Source organism: Cellulomonas sp. NPDC055163 (assembly GCF_053607065.1).
On sequence record NZ_JBSGSU010000006.1, the window covers coordinates 252,982 to 269,769 of the forward strand.

A 16,788-nucleotide genomic window follows, 5' to 3' on the forward strand; every position below is an offset into this window, starting at 1 on the left:
CCCTCCAGGGGCGCCCGCCGCGGCCCGTCACGTACCCGGTGGCGCCGCCGCCGGTGGTCGGTCAGAAGTCGTGGAGGTGGAGCATGGTGCAGTTCTCGCCCGTCACCGAGTGGTTGACGCAGGCGGACGACGTCGGGCACAAGTTCGCCCTGATGTTCGTCGCGATCGCGCTGTTCGTGATCGTGATGGGGGCGATCCTCCTCGCGGTCGACCGGCCCAAGCGGGTGCCGCCGTGGGTCGTGCCCGTGGCGTTCCTCGGCCCGACGGTCCTCGGGCTCGCGTTCGGTCTCGTGTACCCCGGGATCCGGACCATCTGGGCCTCGCTCTTCGACCGCACGGGCCAGAACTTCGTCGGGCTCGAGAACTACGCGACGGCGTTCGGCGAGGAGGCGTTCCAGAACGTCCTGCGCAACACGCTCATGTGGGTCGTCCTGGTCCCGATCGTCGCGACGTTCGTCGGGCTCGTCTACGCGGTGCTCGTCGACCGCACCCGGTTCGAGTACCTCGCGAAGACCCTCGTGTTCCTGCCCATGGCGATCTCCATGGTCGGCGCGTCGATCATCTGGAAGTTCGTCTACGAGTACCGGCCCGACCAGCCGAACGTGAACCAGATCGGGCTGCTCAACCAGCTCCTCGTGTGGGTCGGGCTCGAGCCGCAGCAGTTCCTGCTCAACCCGCCCGTGAACACGCTGTTCCTCATCGCGGTCATGATCTGGATCCAGGCCGGGTTCGCGATGACCGTCCTGTCGGCCGCGATCAAGGCCATCCCCGACGACATCGTCGAGGCCGCGCGGCTCGACGGCCTGCACGGCATCGGCATGTTCCGGTACATCACCGTCCCGAGCATCCGGCCCGCGCTCGTCGTCGTCGTGACGACGATCGCGATGGGCACGCTCAAGGTCTTCGACATCGTCCGGACGATGACGGGCGGCAACTTCGGCACGTCCGTCGTCGCCAACGAGTTCTACACCCAGAGCTTCCGCATCCGTGAGGTCGGGCTCGGTGCCGCGCTCGCGGTCATCCTCTTCGTGCTCGTCATCCCGCTCGTCGTCTACAACGTCCGCCAGCTCCGACTCTCCGAGGACATCCGATGAGCACAGGGATCCCGAGCATCGAGCTCGTCGACGGCGCACAGCAGGCCGCGAAGGGGCGCCGGGAACCGGGCCGGCTGTCGCGGCTCGAGAAGCGTGCCGCCGCCGCGAAGGGGAAGATCAGCTCGCCGTGGGCGTCGGCCCTCGCCGTCATCATCGCCATCGCGTGGACCATCCCGACGTTCGGGCTGCTGCTCACCTCGTTCCGGCCGCGCCTCGAGATCCGCCGCACCGGCTGGTGGACGTTCCTCTCGAACCCCGGGGTCACGCTCGAGAACTACACGGACGTGCTGTTCGGCAGCTCGACGGCGTTCTCGACGTTCTTCGTGAACTCGCTCGTCATCACCATCCCCGCGGTCATCATCCCGATCTCGCTCGCGCTGCTCGCGGCGTACGCGTTCGCGTGGATCGACTTCAAGGGCCGCAACCTCCTGTTCGTCGCGGTGTTCGCGCTCCAGGTCATCCCGATCCAGGTCACGCTCATCCCGCTGCTCACGCAGTACGTGGACTGGGGCCTCGCGGGCTCGTTCTGGACGATCTGGCTCTCGCACTCGATCTTCGCGCTGCCGCTCGCGATCTTCCTGCTGCACAACTTCATGAAGGACATCCCGCCGTCGCTGGTCGAGGCCGCGCGCGTCGACGGTGCCGGGCACGTGAAGATCTTCTTCCAGGTGCTCATGCCGCTTCTCACCCCGGCGATCGCGTCGTTCGCGATCTTCCAGTTCCTGTGGGTGTGGAACGACCTGCTCGTCGCCCTGACCTTCGCGGGCGGCTCGACCAACGTCGCGCCGCTCACGGTCCGCGTCGCCGAGCTCGCCGGCACGCGCGGCGCGCAGTGGCACATCCTCTCGGCCGGCGCGTTCGTGTCGATGATCGTGCCGCTCGTCGTGTTCCTCGCGCTGCAGCGGTTCTTCGTGCGCGGCCTGCTCGCGGGGTCCGTCAAGGGCTGACCCCACCCGCACCACGCGCCGGCACCGACCGCCCGTCCCGTTCCTCGGGGCGGGCGGTCCGTGCGTCCGGCCTCGTGCCGGGCTCCCGGGCTCCCGGGCTGCCCGGCTGCTCCCCGCTGCGTGCCCCTACGCCGGCTGCTCGTACGCTCGTCGGGGCGCGCGCACCCCGCCGGCTGCCCGTCCGACGACCCGGGGGAGACGCATGACCGCCGACGTGCGCGCCGCCCGCGGCGTCCCGGCGCCGGTGCTGTTCCTCGGTTCCGGGCTCACGCAGTACCTGGGCGCCGCCCTCGCCGTCGGGCTCTTCGCGGTGCTCACCGCCCCGAGCGTCGCCTGGCTGCGCATCGCGGTGTCGGCGCTCGTGCTCCTCGCGTGGCGGCGGCCGTGGCGCTTCCGGTGGACCCGCGCCGACCTGCTCGCGTCCGCGCTGTTCGGCACGGTGCTCGCCGCGATGAACGTCGCCTTCTACGTCGCGATCGAGGTGCTGCCGCTCGGCACCGCCGTCGCGGTCGAGTTCGCCGGGCCCGTGGCCGTCGCCGCCCTGACCGGGCGGACCGTGCGCGAGCGCGTCGCGATCGCCGTCGCCGCCTCCGGCGTGGTGCTGCTCGCCGGGGTCAGCCTCGACGCCGGGCCGGACGCGGCGCGCGGGCTCGTCGCGATCGGCGTCTCGGCGGTGTGCTGGGCGGGCTACATCCTGCTCGGACGGCGCGTCGCGCACGGGCGCACCGAGGGGGACGCGGCCGCCGCGGCCGCACGGCCCGACGGTGTCTCGTCGCTCGCCGTGGCGATGACCGTGGGGGCGCTCGTCTTCGCGCCGTTCCTCGCGTCGCCCGCCGCGCCCGTGCTGCGCGACCCGCACCTGCTCCTGCTCGTCGTCGGCATCGCGGTGTTCTCGTCGGTCGTGCCCTACGCGATCGAGCAGGTCGTGCTGCGCCGCGTGACCGCCGCGACGTTCGCGGTGCTGCTCGCGATGCTCCCCGCGACGGCAGCCGTGACCGGCGTGGTCGTCCTGCGCCAGATGCCGAGCTGGGGCGAGGTCGCCGGGCTCGCGCTCGTCTCCGTCGCGATCGTGCTCACGGCCCGCCGCACCGGCTGACGCGCACCCCTCTACAGGTACTGACCGGGTCGCTGCCGCGGGTCGGCCTGCTCGCCGCCGGGCCCGCCGTGCGCCGGGCCGCCGAGCCCGCCCGGCACCCCGGCCCCGGGCGGCAGCGCGCGGCGCATCTGCGTGAGCTGCGCCTGCGCCGCCATCTGCTGCGCGACGAGCGCCGTCTGGATCCCGTGGAACAGGCCCTCGAGCCACCCGACGAGCTGCGCCTGCGCGATCCGCAGCTCGGCGTCGCTCGGCGCGCGGTCCTCCGAGAACGGCAGCGTGATCCGGTGCAGCTCGTCGAGCAGCTCGGGGGACAGGCCCTCTTCGAGCTCGCGCAGCGACCGCTCGTGCACCTCGGCGAGCCGCGCGCGGGCGGCGTCGTCCAGCGGCGCGCTGCGGACCTCGTCGAGCAGCTGCTTGATCATCGTCCCGATCCGCATGACCTTCGCGGGCTGCCCGACCATCGTCGCCGGGTCCTCGCCGTCCGGGCCGTCCGCGTCCGCACCGTCGGCGGGCGGCTCGGCGTCCGCGCGGTGCTCCGCCGGGGCGACGGGACGGCCGTCCGGCCCGACCACGACGACGCGGGGGCCGTGCCGCCCGTCCACCGGCAGCGCGTGCGCGGTCGGCTCGTCGGCGCCCGGGGTGCCGGCGCCGGGCTCGTCGGGCGTCCGCGCGGCGGGGGAGGCGGGGGCGTGCTCGTCGTCCGTGTGCTCGCTCATCGGGGCATTCTCGTCGCATCGGGCCCGCTCCGCAGGCGGTCGGGGCGTCGATAGGCTGACGCGCATGACGTGGCTCGCGACCCCTGCCCATGCCCGCTGGCTCGAGCAGGAGACGGACCGCCTGCTGGCCTTCGGCGGACCGTCCGCGGTCCCGGGGCACGGGTTCGCGCGGCTCGACGAGCAGGGGGCGCCGGTCGACGGCCCCGCCGAGCTGTGGATCACGTGCCGCATGACCCACGTGTACGCGCTCGGCGCGCTGCTGGGCCGCCCAGGCTCCGGCGCGCTCGTCGACCACGGGCTCGCGGCGCTCGACGGGCTGTTCCGCGACCGGGAGCACGGCGGCTGGTTCGCCGAGGTCGGCCCCGACGGCCCGGTCGACGCGGACAAGGCCGCCTACCCGCACGCGTTCGTGGTGCTCGCGGCCTCGAGCGCGACCGCCGCGGGACGGCCCGGCGCCCGGGCGCTGCTCGACGAGGCGCTCGCCGTCTCGGAGCAGCACTTCTGGGACGACGAGGCGGGCATGGCCGTCGAGAGCTGGGACCGCACGTTCACCGAGCTCGACGCGTACCGCGGCGTCAACGCCAACATGCACACCGTCGAGGCGTACCTCGCCGCGGCCGACGTGACCGGGCACCGGGTGTGGCTCGACCGGGCCGTGCGGGTCGTCGAGCGCGTCGTGCACGGCTACGCGCGCGAGAACCACTGGCGGATCCCCGAGCACTTCGACTCCGCGTGGCAGCCCGACCTCGAGTACAACGCCGACACCCCGGCGCACCCGTTCCGCCCGTACGGCGCGACGATCGGTCACTGGCTCGAGTGGGCGCGCCTCACGCTGCACGCGCGCGCGGCGCTCACGGCCCGCGGCGACGTCGCGCCGGACTGGATGCTCGACGACGCGGTCGCGCTGTTCGACGCGTCGGTCGCCGAGGGCTGGGACGTGGACGGCGCGCCGGGCTTCGTCTACACCGTCGACTGGGCCGGCGCCCCCGTCGTGCGCGAGCGCATGCACTGGGTCGTCGCCGAGGGCATCGCCGCCGCGGCCGCGCTGCACGCCGCGACGGGCGACGAGCGGTTCGACACCTGGTACCGGACCTGGTGGGACTACGCGGCCCTGTTCCTGCTCGACCGCGAGGGCGGGTCGTGGTGGCACGAGCTCGGGACCGACAACCGGGTCTCGCGCACGGTGTGGGAGGGCAAGGCCGACCTCTACCACGCGGTGCAGGCCACGCTGATCCCGCGCCTGCCGCTCACCCCGGTGCTGGCCCCGGCGCTCGCGGCCGGTGCGCTCGACCTGACCTGAGGCGCACCCGCCGGTGGCCGGGCGGTCCGGACCTCAGGTCGTGAGCAGGACCTTCCCGAAGACCTCGCCCGAGTCGAGCAGCCGGTGCGCGTCCGCGGCGCGCTCGAGCGGGAGCCGGGCGTGCACGACCGGCCGGACGCGCCCGTCGGCGAGCATCGGCCACACGTGCTCCCGCACCGCGGCGACGAGCGCCGTCTTCTCGGCCGGCGGGCGCGAGCGCAGCGTCGTCCCGGCGACGCTGAGCCGCTTCGTCAGCAGCATCCCGAGGTCGATCTCGGCCCGCCGGCCGCGCTGCAACCCGATGACGACGAGCCGCCCGTCGGTCGCAAGCACCTCCAGGTTGTCCGCGAGAGCTCCCGCGCCGAGCACGTCGAGCACCAGATCGACCCCTCGACCCGCCGTCGCGCCGTGCACGGCCCGGGTGAAAGAGCCGGCCCGGTGGTCGATCCCGAGGGCGGCACCGAGCTCCTCGCACCGCGCGGCGCGCTCCGGACCCCCGGCGGTCGCCAGGACCCGGGCCCCGAGCGCCGCGGCGAGCTGCACCGCGACGGACCCGACACCGCCGGAGCCGCCCTGCACGAGGACGACCTCACCCGCCCGGAGCCGCCCGACGTCGACGAGGTTGGACCACGCGGTGCACACGGCCTCCGGCAGGCCCGCCGCGTCGACCAGGTCGGTGCCGTCGGGCACCGGAAGCACGTGACCTGCGGGAACGGTCACGCGCGACGCGTAGCCGCCGCCCGGGAGCAGCGCCGCGACGCGGTCACCGACCGCCCAGCCGCCGTCCCGCGGGCCCCCGACGCCGTCCCCGAGCGCCGCCACGACACCCGAGATCTCGAGGCCCGGCCAGTCCGGCGCCCCGGCCGGCGGGGGGTAGCTGCCGGCGCGCTGCAGGAGGTCCGCCCGGTTCACGCCCGCAGCGACGACGTCGACGAGCAGCTCGCCGGGCCCCGGGACGGGATCGGGCATCTCATGACACACCAGGACATCCGGCCCGCCCGCGCGGGCGGCGACGACGGCTCGCATGACCGCCACGTTAGGGGGACACGGGGCGTACCGCTGCGGGTGAGGTCGTGGCAAACTCTGCGCGGGGCTAATGGTCCACTGTCCACTAGCCGATGAGAAGCGTGCGGCAACCTCTCCACAGAGCGGTTCCGTCGGGCGTCGTCGGTGCGACGCCCGCGTCGGGTGAAGGAAAGAGGTCGACATGCTGCGCAGGCTTGGCATCCGCGCCAAGGTTCTGGCTGTCCTCGCCGTGCCCATGATCGTGCTGCTCATCGCTGGTGGATACATCTCGTACGGGGCTTTCCGCTCGGCGAAGACCGCTGCCGCTGCTGCCACCGTCGTGGAGGTCCTGGACGCGTACGCCCCCCTCGGGGCGAACCTCCAGACCGAGCGCGCACTCTCGCTGTCCCTCGTGAGGGACCAGGCCCAGCTGGACGCGGCCCGTGCCGCGACGGACAAGACGCTCTCCGAGCTGAAGCCGCTGACGGCACGCATCGACCGGGACGAGTTCCCGGACAGCGTGCTCGCGGCGTTCGACGAGTCCCAGCTCGCGCACAACGAGATGCTCCCCGCGGTCCGCCGGTCGGTCGACACCGACTCCCAGGCCGCGATCATCAAGCGCAACTACGACCAGATCATCAACGGGCAGATCCAGCTCGTCGGTCAGGTCGCGGAGACGATGGACAACCGCGAGGTCGCGCAGTTCGTCACGGCGTACCACGGTCTCGTGACCCTCGCCGAGAGCCTCGCGAACGAGCTCACGCAGGGTACGGGGCTCATCCTCACGCAGGCGTCGTCGCCCGCGGCGGTCCGGAACTTCGACACGCAGACCACGTCGACGGAGCTGGCCCGTGCCAACGCCCGCGTCGCGCTGTCCGCACTCGGCAACACGGACATCCGCCTCCCGAGCGAGGACCCGACGTCCGACTTCACGCGCAAGCGGAACCTCCTCACGACCGGTAACGCCGGCTCCGTGACGGCGGTCGACCCCGTCGCGTGGACCGAGGACATCCAGAAGCAGCTCGTCAGCATCAACGACGTGCGTATCGAGATGCTCGCCGAGGGCAAGGCCGAGGCCGACGTCGCCGCCCAGGCGGAGCGCACCGCGGCGATCGTCACGATCGTGATCTCGCTGCTCGCCGCCGCCGCGTCCTTCGCCTTCGCGATCGTCGTCGCCCGAGGCATCACCGTCCCGCTGCGACGCCTCACGGCCGCTGCCGGTGACGTCCGCGAGCAGCTCCCGAAGCTCGTCGAGCAGGTCGCCGTCCCCGGTGAGGGGCCCGGTCTCGAGCTCGTGCAGATCCCCGTCGAGTCGTCCGACGAGGTCGGCCAGCTGGCCGCCGCGTTCAACTCCGTCAACGCGACGACCCTCCAGGTCGCGCAGGAGCAGGCCGCCCTGCGTGGCTCGATCGCGGAGATGTTCATCAACGTCGCCCGTCGTGACCAGGTCCTCCTCAACCGCCAGCTGTCGTTCATCGACTCGCTCGAGCGCTCCGAGGAAGACCCGAACACCCTGGCGAACCTGTTCCGCCTCGACCACCTCGCGACGCGAATGCGACGCAACGCGGAGTCGCTCCTCGTCCTGGCCGGCATCGACTCGGGCCGCCGTGTCCGCGACGCCATGCCGCTCTCGGACGTCATCCGCACCGCCTCGTCGGAGATCGAGCAGTACGACCGCGTGGAGCTCGACCTCACGGTCGACCCGCAGATGCTCGGCTTCAACGCCCTGAGCGCGGCCCACCTGCTCGCCGAGCTCCTCGAGAACGCGACGATCTTCTCCGAGCCGGAGACGCCCGTCGAGGTCAAGACGGGTGTCGTGGGCGAGTTCGTGATCGTCCAGGTCCTCGACCACGGCCTCGGGATGTCCGACGCCGAGCTCGAGTCGGCGAACGAGAAGATCCGCTCGACGTCGGCCAGCGACTCCCTCGGCGCCCAGCGCCTGGGCCTGTTCGTCGTCGGCCGCATCGCCCACCGCCTGGGTGCGGAGGTCACGCTCGCGAAGAGCCCGCGCGGCACCGGCACGGTCACGACCGTCCGGTTCCCCGTCACGCTGTTCACGACGAACGAGAGCCCCGTCTTCGGCTCGATGCCCCCGCAGCAGGCCCTGACGCAGGCCCCCGAGCGCCGGATCCCGGTCGCCGAGGAGGCGCCCGTCGTCGAGGCGGTCGACCTGCAGGCGCTGACCGACGGCGAGACGTCGCTCGGTCTGCCCCGCCGGCGCCTGCGCGGCGACGAGGACTCCGCGGAGATCCCCCTCCCGCAGAACCCGGTGCTCCCGCAGCGTTCGCACAAGACGTTCGACGAGAGCAAGATCGTCCTCCCGCAGGCCCAGGCGACGACCCTGTCGCCCGAGCTCTCCGGGGACACCTCCGGCTGGACCCCCGCGGTCCAGGCCGCCCCGGTCAAGTCCGGCCTGCCGACCCGTGCTCGTGCGGCGACATCCGCCTGGGCGCAGCCGGAGGAGGAGGCCACGCCGGCCCCCGCCGCACCTGCCGCTCCCGAGGCGCGCGTCGGACTGTTCTCCGGCTTCCGCACCCGTGGCGACCTGCCCGCGCCGGCTCCGGCCGACCTCCCGGGCGCACCGCAGCGCGACGCGCAGCCGGACGCTCCGCAGCGTCCCGCGCAGGGCTTCGTCGTCCCGGGTCTCGTGCCCGACGAGGACGAGTCCTCCTCCGGCTCGTGGAGCCAGGGATGGGACGAGCAGCCTGCCGCGCCGACGCCGGCGGCACCCGTCGCCGACGAGACCGAGTCGTGGTCCCCCGCGCAGAGCTGGGACGCCCCGGCCGAGCAGCCCGCCGCGCCCGCAACCGAGGAGTGGGCCCCGGCCGCCTCCTGGGAGCAGGCACCCGACCGCACCGAGGAGCCCGCGCCGTGGGCCGCGACGTCCACCTGGGAGCAGGCTCCCGAGCCGGCACCGCAGGAGGAGGCGTGGTCCCCGACCCCCGCGTGGGAGGACTCGGCGCCGCTGTCGGGCTCGCCCCGCGTCGAGGTTGCCCCGGCCGCGCACGCCACGGTCGAGCACGTCGAGCAGTCCACCGCCGCTGAGGCGTGGGAGCCGACGCCGGCCGCCGAGCGCCCGCACGAGCCGCGCCACGAGGTCTCGCCCCCGACGGGCGCCTACCCGGAGTTCACCGCGTACAGCGGCTACTCGGGCTGGGCGACGCCGGTCGAGTCCGACCAGCCGGCCCCGCGCTACACCTCGCCCTACACGGCCTCGTACGTCCGGGACGGCTTCGCGCCGATCCTCGACGAGTCGCGGGCGTGGAACGGCGACACCGCCGCTCACGACGCCCCGGCCCCGGCCGAGGAGAGCTGGCAGCCCGAGGCCGCGCAGCAGTCGTGGGACGCGCAGCCTGCTGCTGAGCAGTCGTGGGACGCGCAGCCTGCTGCTGAGCAGTCGTGGGACGCGCAGCCTGTCGCTGAGCAGTCGTGGGACGCGCAGCCCGTCGCCGAGCAGGCGTGGGAGAGCCCGGAGCCCGCGGCCGCCGACCACGGCTGGACCGCCCCCGCGGCGTACGAGGAGCCCGCAGAGGTCGACTCGCCGTCGTGGGCGCAGCCCGCGTCGCACATCGCCGAGACCGAGCAGTGGACCGTCCCGGCGCTCGAGGAGGACCCGGCCGTCGAGTCGTGGGCCGCCGCCGAGCCCGAGCCCGAGCCGCTCGCCCAGCGCCGCCCGCGTGGGTCGTCCTTCGTGGACGCCCAGGCCCAGACGGAGCTGTTCACCCCGGTCGAGGCGGAGCTCCTCGCGGAGTCGCACGCCCAGGCCGAGGCACCCGTCGCCGCACCGGCGCCGGTCGCAGCTCCCGCTCCCGAGCGCGCCGCGACCCCGTCGTGGGCCGCGACGCGCCCCGCCGAGCAGGCGCCGGCGTTCACGGACCTGGTCAACGGCGACGCCGGCGACGAGTCCAAGAAGGGTCGCCGCTGGGGACTCTTCGGTCGCAAGAAGGACGACGCGCCGACCCCGAGCGCCGGGACCCCGGCCACGCCGTCGCCGTTCGCGGGCGGCTTCCAGCCGACGTCGGAGCCCGCCCCCGCGGCGGGTCTGCGGACCTCGGCCTGGGCCGAGCCCGCCCCGGCGCAGCCTCAGCCGGCCCCGGTCTCGACGTTCACGGCGCCCGCCCCGCAGGCACCGCCGTCGGCGCCGTTCCCGCAGCGCGAGAGCACGCGTCCCACGGAGGGCGGCTGGCAGCCCCCGGCGAGCCCGGCTCCTGAGCCGGCGAACCCGGGCTCCGGCGCCCCGCAGCCGCTGTCGGCCTTCTTCCGGCCGCCGACGGCTGACCGTCCCGCCCAGGCGGCGCCCCCGGCGTCCTGGGCCCCGCCGGAGTGGGCTGCCCGCCCGTCCGGCACCGCGAGCGGCCCCGAGTCCTCGCGCTCCGTTCCCCCGCCGTCAGCGGCACCGCGCATCGGTGCCCTGGACGACGAGGTCGCTGCAATGCTGGCGCTCCGCTCCGACATCCAGGAGCAGGCTCTCTCCGAGCTGAGCCAGCTGTCCGCGTACCGGCCGGCCGCGATGAACGGCTCGACCGGAAGTGCGTCGCTCACCAAGCGCGTACCGAACGCGATCCCGGCTGCTCCGCCTCTCGCGGCGCCGGAGTCCGACCGTGGGAACCCCCGGGATGCCGACCAGCTGCGTTCGCGGCTGTCGAGCTTCCAGCAGGGGACCTCACGCGGTCGCCGTGCCGCGGAGGCGCCGGACGATGCATCGGCCGCCTCCACGAGCTCCGAACCGCTGATCGGCTCCGCCGACCAGCACAGCACCCCGCCGTCGCCGACATGGTGACGACACAGCACGCAGTCAACTCCGGCTGCCACCGCAAGGAGGAAGTGTGACAGCGCTCAGCACCGAGGCAGCCAACTTCGGCTGGCTCCTGGACAACTTCGTCCGGACCGTGCCCGGCACCCGGCACACGCTGGTCGTGTCCGCCGACGGTCTTCTCATGGCCATGTCCGACCAGCTCGACCGCACCAGCGGCGACCAGCTCGGGGCGATCGTCTCGGGCATGTCGAGCCTCACCCGGGGCGCGGCCCGCCAGCTGCGCGCGGGGGAGGTGCGGCAGGCCATCATCGAGATGGACAACATGTTCCTCTTCCTGATGAGCGTCTCCAACGGCTCCGTCCTGTCGGTCGTCGCCGAGGCGAGCTGCGACGTCGGCCTCATCGGCTACGAGATGGCGATGCTCGTCTCGCGGACCGAGGCGACCCTGACCCCGCAGCTCATCAGCGAGATGCGGGGCCAGCTGCCCGTCGACGGCGCCACCCGGACCCCGGTGGCGTGAGGACGCGATGAGCGACCACATCGAGTACGAGGCCAGGACGGTCCGGCCCTACGCCGTGACCGGTGGCCGCGTGCGCTCGGCACGCTCCGACCTGCCTCTCGAGGCCCTGGTCGAGGTCATGCCCGGTGCCGTCACGAGCCAGGGGCTGCCCCCCGAGAAGCGGGCGATCCTGCAGCACGCTGCACACAACTACATCTCGGTCGCCGAGCTGTCGGCCCTCCTGCACCTGCCGCTCGGCGTGGTGCGGGTCCTGGTCTCCGACCTCGCGGACGCGAAGTACATCCGTGTGCACACGTCCCAGCCGGTTGAGGTCCACACCGGTCAGTCCCCCGCCCTGTCCCTGAGCGTGCTGGAGAGTGTTCTCAATGGCATTTCCGCCCTCTGACGCCGCAGTGGCCGCCCCGGCGGGCACTCCAGGCAGCGTCGCGCCCACTGTCGTCAAGATCGTCGTCGCCGGCGGGTTCGCCGTCGGCAAGACGACCTTCATCGGGTCCATCTCCGACATCGAGCCCCTGAACACCGAGGCCGCGATGACGGAGCACTCGGTCGGCGTCGACGACGCCGGCGGGGTCTCCGACCGTAAGACCACCACGACGGTCGCGATGGACTTCGGTCGCATCGCCCTGCCGGGTGCGCTGTGGCTCTACCTGTTCGGCACGCCGGGCCAGGACCGCTTCCTCTTCATGTGGGACGACCTGGTGCGGGGCGCGATCGGCGCGGTCGTCCTCGTGGACACCGACCGCCTCGACCAGTGCTTCCCGGCCGTCGACTACTTCGAGAGCCGGGGCATCCCGTTCGTCGTGGGCGTCAACTGCTTCGACGGCGTCGCCAAGCACCAGCTCGACGACGTCCGCGAGGCGCTCGCCATCCCGGCGCACGTCCCGGTCCTCTACACGGACGCCCGCTCGCGCGCGGCGACCAAGCAGGCGCTCATCGCGCTCGTGCAGCTCGCCATGGAGCGGCTGCGCGGCGCCTGACACCCGCGTTCGACCTCACCACCGGCCGGTCCTCCCTCGTGGGGGCCGGCCGGTGGCGTGTCCGGGGTGCCCGGCGCGCGTGCCGGAGAACCGAGGGCGCGCGCCGGACACGAACCGGCGCGGGTGGCGGCCCGGCCCGGCCCCGGTGCCTGGCCCGAGCTGGCGCGCGGTGTCCGGTTCGTCCGGAAGCGTCCCCGTGGTCGGTAGGCTCGCGCAGATGGGTGTGTATGTCGACGGGTCAGCACTGAGCAGGTACCTCATCGACGCCACGAGCACCGGCGACTGGTGTGCGTGGGCGGCGGTCTGGGAGGCCGAGCTCCTCACCACCACGCTCGGGGTCAACGAGCTGCGGCGTGCGGCGGCGTGGAAGGGCTCGGCGGACCGGGCGGTCGCGCACGGCGTGACCGAGCGGCTGCGGGTCGTGCCGTTCTCCGACCAGGCGTTCGGCGCCGCGGTGACCCGGGCGAAGGGCCTGACGCCGTTCCAGGCGCTGCACCTCGGGGTCGCCCTGACCGAGCCCGACGTCGACCGCATCGCGACGTACGACGGGAAGCTCGCGCGCACCGCGGCCAAGGAGGGCCTCCAGGTCGTCTCGCCCGGGCGGCGGCCCGGGTGGTGGACGCAGAGCGACAGCTGATCCCTGGTGGGTGCGCCCGGGCTGGGGTGGCCGCGCGACTGGCACAATGGGCGCGCGCCGTGCGGTCCCGGCGGCGCGGGGAGGGCTGGCTGAGCGGCCGAAAGCGACGGTCTTGAAAACCGTTAGGGTGATGAACTCATCCTCAAGGGTTCGAATCCCTTGCCCTCCGCACCGCATCGTTCCCGCAGGTCAGCGCGGCTGCCGGTTCCGACGGCGGCCGTCCCGCACGCAGGCGTGCGCAGTCCGCGGAGCTGTGCCGCTCGCCGGCGACGCGCTGGCGCGTGCGTCAGGCGGTCCCCTCCGGGCGGCGCTTCTGCGGGTAGGGGGTCTCGCCGCGGCTCAGGCGGTCGACGGTCTCGGCGATCTTGCGGGCGCGGGTGTCGGCGCGCTTGACGCCGGTGATCCGGAGGATGCACGCGAACCGGTTCGCCGAGGTCAGCACGTCCCACCACGCCTGGGCTGCGGGCTCGGCGGCGAGCGCCTCCGCGAGGTCGTCGGGCACGACCGTGTTCTTGGGGCCCTCGTACGCGGCCTCCCACCGGCCGTCGGCCTGGGCCGCGCGGACCTGCGCCCGCCCGGCCTCCTGCATCTTCCCCTCGGCCTCGAGCCGCGCGACGTGCCCCACGTTGCGGGCCGACCACCGGCTGCGGGCCCGGCGGGGCGTCATCCGCTGGTAGGAGGACTCGGCGTCACGTGAGCGGCCCTGGCCGTCGATCCAGCCGTAGCAGAGGGCCTCGTCGAGCGCGGTCGCGTACGTGATCTCCGTGACCGTGCCGCCCTTCTTGTGCAGCACGAGCCACACACCGTCGGACGTCGCGTGGTTCTCGTGGAGCCACGCCCGCCACGCGTCGGCGTCGGGCAGGAGCAGCTCGGGCAGGTCGGCGGCCATGCGCCCATCGTGCCGTGCCAGTCCCACACGCGGGGCCGGTCCCACACGCGGGCCCGGTCCCGCACGTGGGTCCCGCGCGCGGGTGCCCCACGGTCACGCAGGGACCGCAGCCTGTCCGGCGGGCGGGCGTCAGGACTTGCGCTGGTCCATCTTGAGCCCCTCGAACGAGTGCTCGGTGCGGTACGGCGGGAGCTCGGCGCCGGTGTCGGCGACGATCTCGTGGCTCAGGTGCGCGCGCAGCGCGGGGTCGACGCGCTCGCACGCCTCCGCGGAGAGCCGGATGCGCGGCGGGTGCGGGTCGGCGGGGTCCTTGAGCCGGTCGACGACCGCGCGGTCCTCGGGCGAGACGATGCCGAGGATCATGACCTGACGCATCCGGGAGCCGTTGCCCATGGCCGAGCCCCGGTGCAGCATGAGCCCGGACCGCACCGAGAAGTTGCCGCCCTTCGCGTAGAACGCCTGCAGCCGCGCGTCGAGCTCGGGGGTGCGCTCGTCCGGCGGGAACATCGCGCCCTCGAAGTCCTCGCCGACGTCGAGGTGCGTGCCGAGGACCCCCTGGAAGGGGCCGTCGACCACGTCGACGGCGGAGGCGTTGACGGCGATCGACGTCAGCCGGTGCTCGTCGCGCGTCGCGGCCGGCATCGGGAAGTCGCGGTGCCACGGCTGGTTCTCGGCGCCGGGCAGCGGCACGTCGCAGCCCAGCTCCACGATCTGCCAGTCGGGCCCGAACATGTGCTCGGCGAGCGCCGTGACGACGGGGTGCGCGGCGAGGTCCCAGAAGCCGCGGACCCGCTCCGCGTACGGCTCGAAGTAGAACCGGTTCCAGCCGCGCGGCGCGACGCCGCCCGGGGTGCGCAGGGCCTCCATGAGCTCGCGCGCGAGGTCGACGTCCAGGTCGCGGGCCCACTCCGGCGGGAAGGCGCCCCGGACGACCGTGATGCCCTGCTCGTGCAGCTCACGGCTGAGGTCCTCGGCGCGGTAGCCCGCCGCGCCCTGCTGTGCTGTCGTCGTCATGCCCGACCCCCCGGTCGACCCGTACCCGCGCGCCGGTGCGCGGGCTCCCGGGTCAGCGTAGGCACGGCGGCGCGCGGTCGTCAGTCGGACGGGTCGGTCGAGACCTGGTTGCGGCCCGCGTGCTTCGCGGCGTACAGCAGCGTGTCCGCACGCGCGAGCAGGGTGCGCTGGGTGTCGTCGGGGTGGCTCGCGGCCAGCCCGATGCTCACCGTCACCGGCACGTCCTGCGTCAGCGGGGACCAGTCGTGGTCCGCGACGGCGCGGCGCAGGCCCTCGAGGTACGTCACGACGGAGTCGCCCGTCGCCGACTGCACGACGAGCAGGAACTCCTCGCCGCCGAGCCGGGCGGCGAACGCCGAGCCGGGCATCGGGACGGCGTCCGCGACGTCGTCGAGCAGCCGCGCGACCTGCACGAGGACCTCGTCGCCGACCGCGTGGGAGAACGTGTCGTTGACCCGCTTGAAGTGGTCGAGGTCGATCAGCGCGACCGCGAGGTGCAGGCCCTGCGCGCGGCTGTCGACGAGCAGCCCGGGGAGCGTCTGGTCGACGTGGCGGCGGTTGAGCAGCTGCGTGAGCGGGTCGCGCAGGGACTCGTGCCGGAACCGGGCGGCGGCCTGCCGCGCCTCGGACGTCTCGAACATCGCCTGCTGGAGCCGGGCCTGCGCCTCCCGCTCCTCGGAGACGAGGGCCTTCTCGAGCGCGTGGAACCGCTTGTACGCGTGGAACGCGCGCTCGTGGTCGCCGCGCGCCGCGTGGATCTCGGCCTGCTCCTCCTCGACCTGCGCGGTGCGGTAGCGCAGGCCGTGCGCGTCGCTGAGCGCGCGGCACCGGTCGAGGGTCTCCTGCGCGGCGTCGTGGTCCCCGAGGAGCCGCAGCGCGGTCGCGAGCGTCAGCAGGAACTCGGCGTCGGCCGTGACCTCGCGCGTCGCGAGGTTCCCGTTCTCGTCGAGCGCCCGGCGCGCGCTCGCGACGGCCCCCGCGTGGTCGCCGCGCCCCATCTGCACGCGCGCGAGCGTGTCCCACACGTGCGACTGCAGCCGCATCCCGTGCCGCGCGTAGACGTCGAGCATGCGGTCGATCGTCTCCTGCGCGTCCTCGAAGTCCCCGGCGGCGTACTCCCCGTACGCGCGGTTGTTGAGGCACCGCAGGCGGCGCACGACGTCGTCCGCCTCGACCGCGAGCTGCTCGGCCTGGGTGTAGCGCGCCCGCGCCTCCTCGATCGACCCGGACTCGTCGAGCGCGTCGGCGAGGCGCATCACGTAGTGCGCGCGCACCGACGGCGGCGCGTCGTCGTCGAGCGCGTCGAGGGCCTTGACGGAGTGCTCGAGGTACGAGGCGTGGTCCCCGATGTCGCGGAACGCCCAGGACAGCCCGAGGTGGCTGCGCGCGAGCAGGCGCGCACGGCCGTGGTCCGTCGCGTGGTCGTGCACCTGCCACATGATGCGCGTGGCCTCGGCGAGCCGGCCCTGGCGCTCGAAGACGTCGGCACGGACGAGGCGGGCACGCCACACGAGCTCGACGTCGCCGATCGCGCGGGCTGCCCGCTCGAGCTCCTCGGCGCGCGCGAGCATCGCGACCAGGTCGTTGCCGCGCTGGTCGTCGAGCACGTCGAGGGCGAGGGAGATCTCCGCGGCGCCGGCCGTGCCGGGTGCGGCGGGCACGACGACGAGGGCGCCGGTGTCCCCGGTCACCTCGTCCGCACTCTCGACGCACGTCATGCCACAGGATCGGCACGGACGGGTCCGCGGTGAGCGTTCCGACACTCCTGGACGGCTGTCAGGTTCGTCACGTGCCCGGGACCATCCGCGGGCCGCTCCGCTCCGAACACTGCTCAGAA

At 73.8% G+C, this 16,788-nt stretch carries 14 protein-coding genes and 1 tRNA gene; 10 read left to right on the forward strand and 5 right to left on the reverse strand.

Features of this window, described 5'->3' with window-relative positions; all coding sequences use genetic code 11:
- The first annotated feature begins 83 nt into the window (after positions 1-83).
- The 3 genes from ACWFNE_RS13715 to ACWFNE_RS13725 all read left to right on the forward strand — a co-directional run bounded on the left by ACWFNE_RS13715 (position 84) and on the right by ACWFNE_RS13725 (position 3,137).
- Complete coding sequence (locus ACWFNE_RS13715) at positions 84-1,094, forward strand: carbohydrate ABC transporter permease (protein WP_452123123.1); 1,011 nt, start codon at positions 84-86, stop codon at positions 1,092-1,094.
- Positions 1,091-2,041, forward strand: a complete 951-nt coding sequence (locus ACWFNE_RS13720) for a carbohydrate ABC transporter permease (protein WP_452122989.1) — start codon at positions 1,091-1,093, stop codon at positions 2,039-2,041. The genes ACWFNE_RS13715 and ACWFNE_RS13720 overlap by 4 nt, the downstream gene beginning before the upstream one ends.
- A gap of 202 nt (positions 2,042-2,243) precedes the next feature.
- Positions 2,244-3,137 (forward strand): EamA family transporter, encoded by an 894-nt coding sequence (locus ACWFNE_RS13725; protein WP_452122990.1) that lies wholly within the window; start codon positions 2,244-2,246, stop codon positions 3,135-3,137.
- An 11-nt stretch (positions 3,138-3,148) separates the two neighbouring features.
- Here ACWFNE_RS13725 and ACWFNE_RS13730 read toward each other — a convergent pair whose 3' ends face one another.
- The gene (locus tag ACWFNE_RS13730; RefSeq protein WP_452122991.1) at positions 3,149-3,853 is read right to left on the reverse strand and encodes a bacterial proteasome activator family protein; all 705 of its coding nucleotides are present in this window, start codon (positions 3,851-3,853) and stop codon (positions 3,149-3,151) included.
- 64 nt (positions 3,854-3,917) lie between these two features.
- Between ACWFNE_RS13730 and ACWFNE_RS13735 the strand changes: the two genes are divergently transcribed.
- Positions 3,918-5,153: an AGE family epimerase/isomerase gene (locus ACWFNE_RS13735; protein WP_452122992.1), complete on the forward strand. Its 1,236-nt coding sequence runs from the start codon at positions 3,918-3,920 to the stop codon at positions 5,151-5,153.
- A 33-nt stretch (positions 5,154-5,186) separates the two neighbouring features.
- On the opposite strand, the gene ACWFNE_RS13740 is transcribed toward ACWFNE_RS13735, so the two are convergent.
- On the reverse strand, positions 5,187-6,179 hold the full coding sequence (locus ACWFNE_RS13740) for an NAD(P)H-quinone oxidoreductase (RefSeq protein WP_452122993.1): 993 nt from the start codon (positions 6,177-6,179) through the stop codon (positions 5,187-5,189).
- Between the two features lie 181 nt (positions 6,180-6,360).
- Between ACWFNE_RS13740 and ACWFNE_RS13745 the strand changes: the two genes are divergently transcribed.
- From ACWFNE_RS13745 to ACWFNE_RS13770, 6 genes are all read left to right on the forward strand, one after another.
- Positions 6,361-10,938, forward strand: a complete 4,578-nt coding sequence (locus tag ACWFNE_RS13745) for a nitrate- and nitrite sensing domain-containing protein (protein WP_452122994.1) — start codon at positions 6,361-6,363, stop codon at positions 10,936-10,938.
- A gap of 46 nt (positions 10,939-10,984) precedes the next feature.
- Entirely contained in the window at positions 10,985-11,434 is a 450-nt protein-coding gene (locus ACWFNE_RS13750) for a roadblock/LC7 domain-containing protein (RefSeq protein ID WP_034628326.1), read from the forward strand.
- A gap of 7 nt (positions 11,435-11,441) precedes the next feature.
- Positions 11,442-11,819, forward strand: coding sequence for a DUF742 domain-containing protein (locus ACWFNE_RS13755; protein WP_034628329.1), 378 nt, complete (start codon positions 11,442-11,444; stop codon positions 11,817-11,819).
- Positions 11,800-12,411, forward strand: a complete 612-nt coding sequence (locus tag ACWFNE_RS13760; protein WP_034628332.1) for a GTP-binding protein — start codon at positions 11,800-11,802, stop codon at positions 12,409-12,411. The genes ACWFNE_RS13755 and ACWFNE_RS13760 overlap by 20 nt, the downstream gene beginning before the upstream one ends.
- A gap of 217 nt (positions 12,412-12,628) precedes the next feature.
- Positions 12,629-13,048 (forward strand): PIN domain-containing protein, encoded by a 420-nt coding sequence (locus ACWFNE_RS13765; protein ID WP_183297309.1) that lies wholly within the window; start codon positions 12,629-12,631, stop codon positions 13,046-13,048.
- 79 nt (positions 13,049-13,127) lie between these two features.
- Positions 13,128-13,217, forward strand: a tRNA-Ser gene (locus tag ACWFNE_RS13770).
- 117 nt (positions 13,218-13,334) lie between these two features.
- On the opposite strand, the gene ACWFNE_RS13775 is transcribed toward ACWFNE_RS13770, so the two are convergent.
- From ACWFNE_RS13775 to ACWFNE_RS13785, 3 genes are all read right to left on the reverse strand, one after another.
- Positions 13,335-13,937: a YdeI/OmpD-associated family protein gene (locus ACWFNE_RS13775; protein ID WP_452122995.1), complete on the reverse strand. Its 603-nt coding sequence runs from the start codon at positions 13,935-13,937 to the stop codon at positions 13,335-13,337.
- Positions 13,938-14,066: 129 nt separating this feature from the next.
- The gene (locus tag ACWFNE_RS13780) at positions 14,067-14,951 is read right to left on the reverse strand and encodes a phytanoyl-CoA dioxygenase family protein (RefSeq protein WP_452122996.1); all 885 of its coding nucleotides are present in this window, start codon (positions 14,949-14,951) and stop codon (positions 14,067-14,069) included.
- Between the two features lie 80 nt (positions 14,952-15,031).
- Positions 15,032-16,669 (reverse strand): diguanylate cyclase, encoded by a 1,638-nt coding sequence (locus tag ACWFNE_RS13785; RefSeq protein ID WP_452122997.1) that lies wholly within the window; start codon positions 16,667-16,669, stop codon positions 15,032-15,034.
- Positions 16,670-16,788 lie beyond the last annotated feature (119 nt).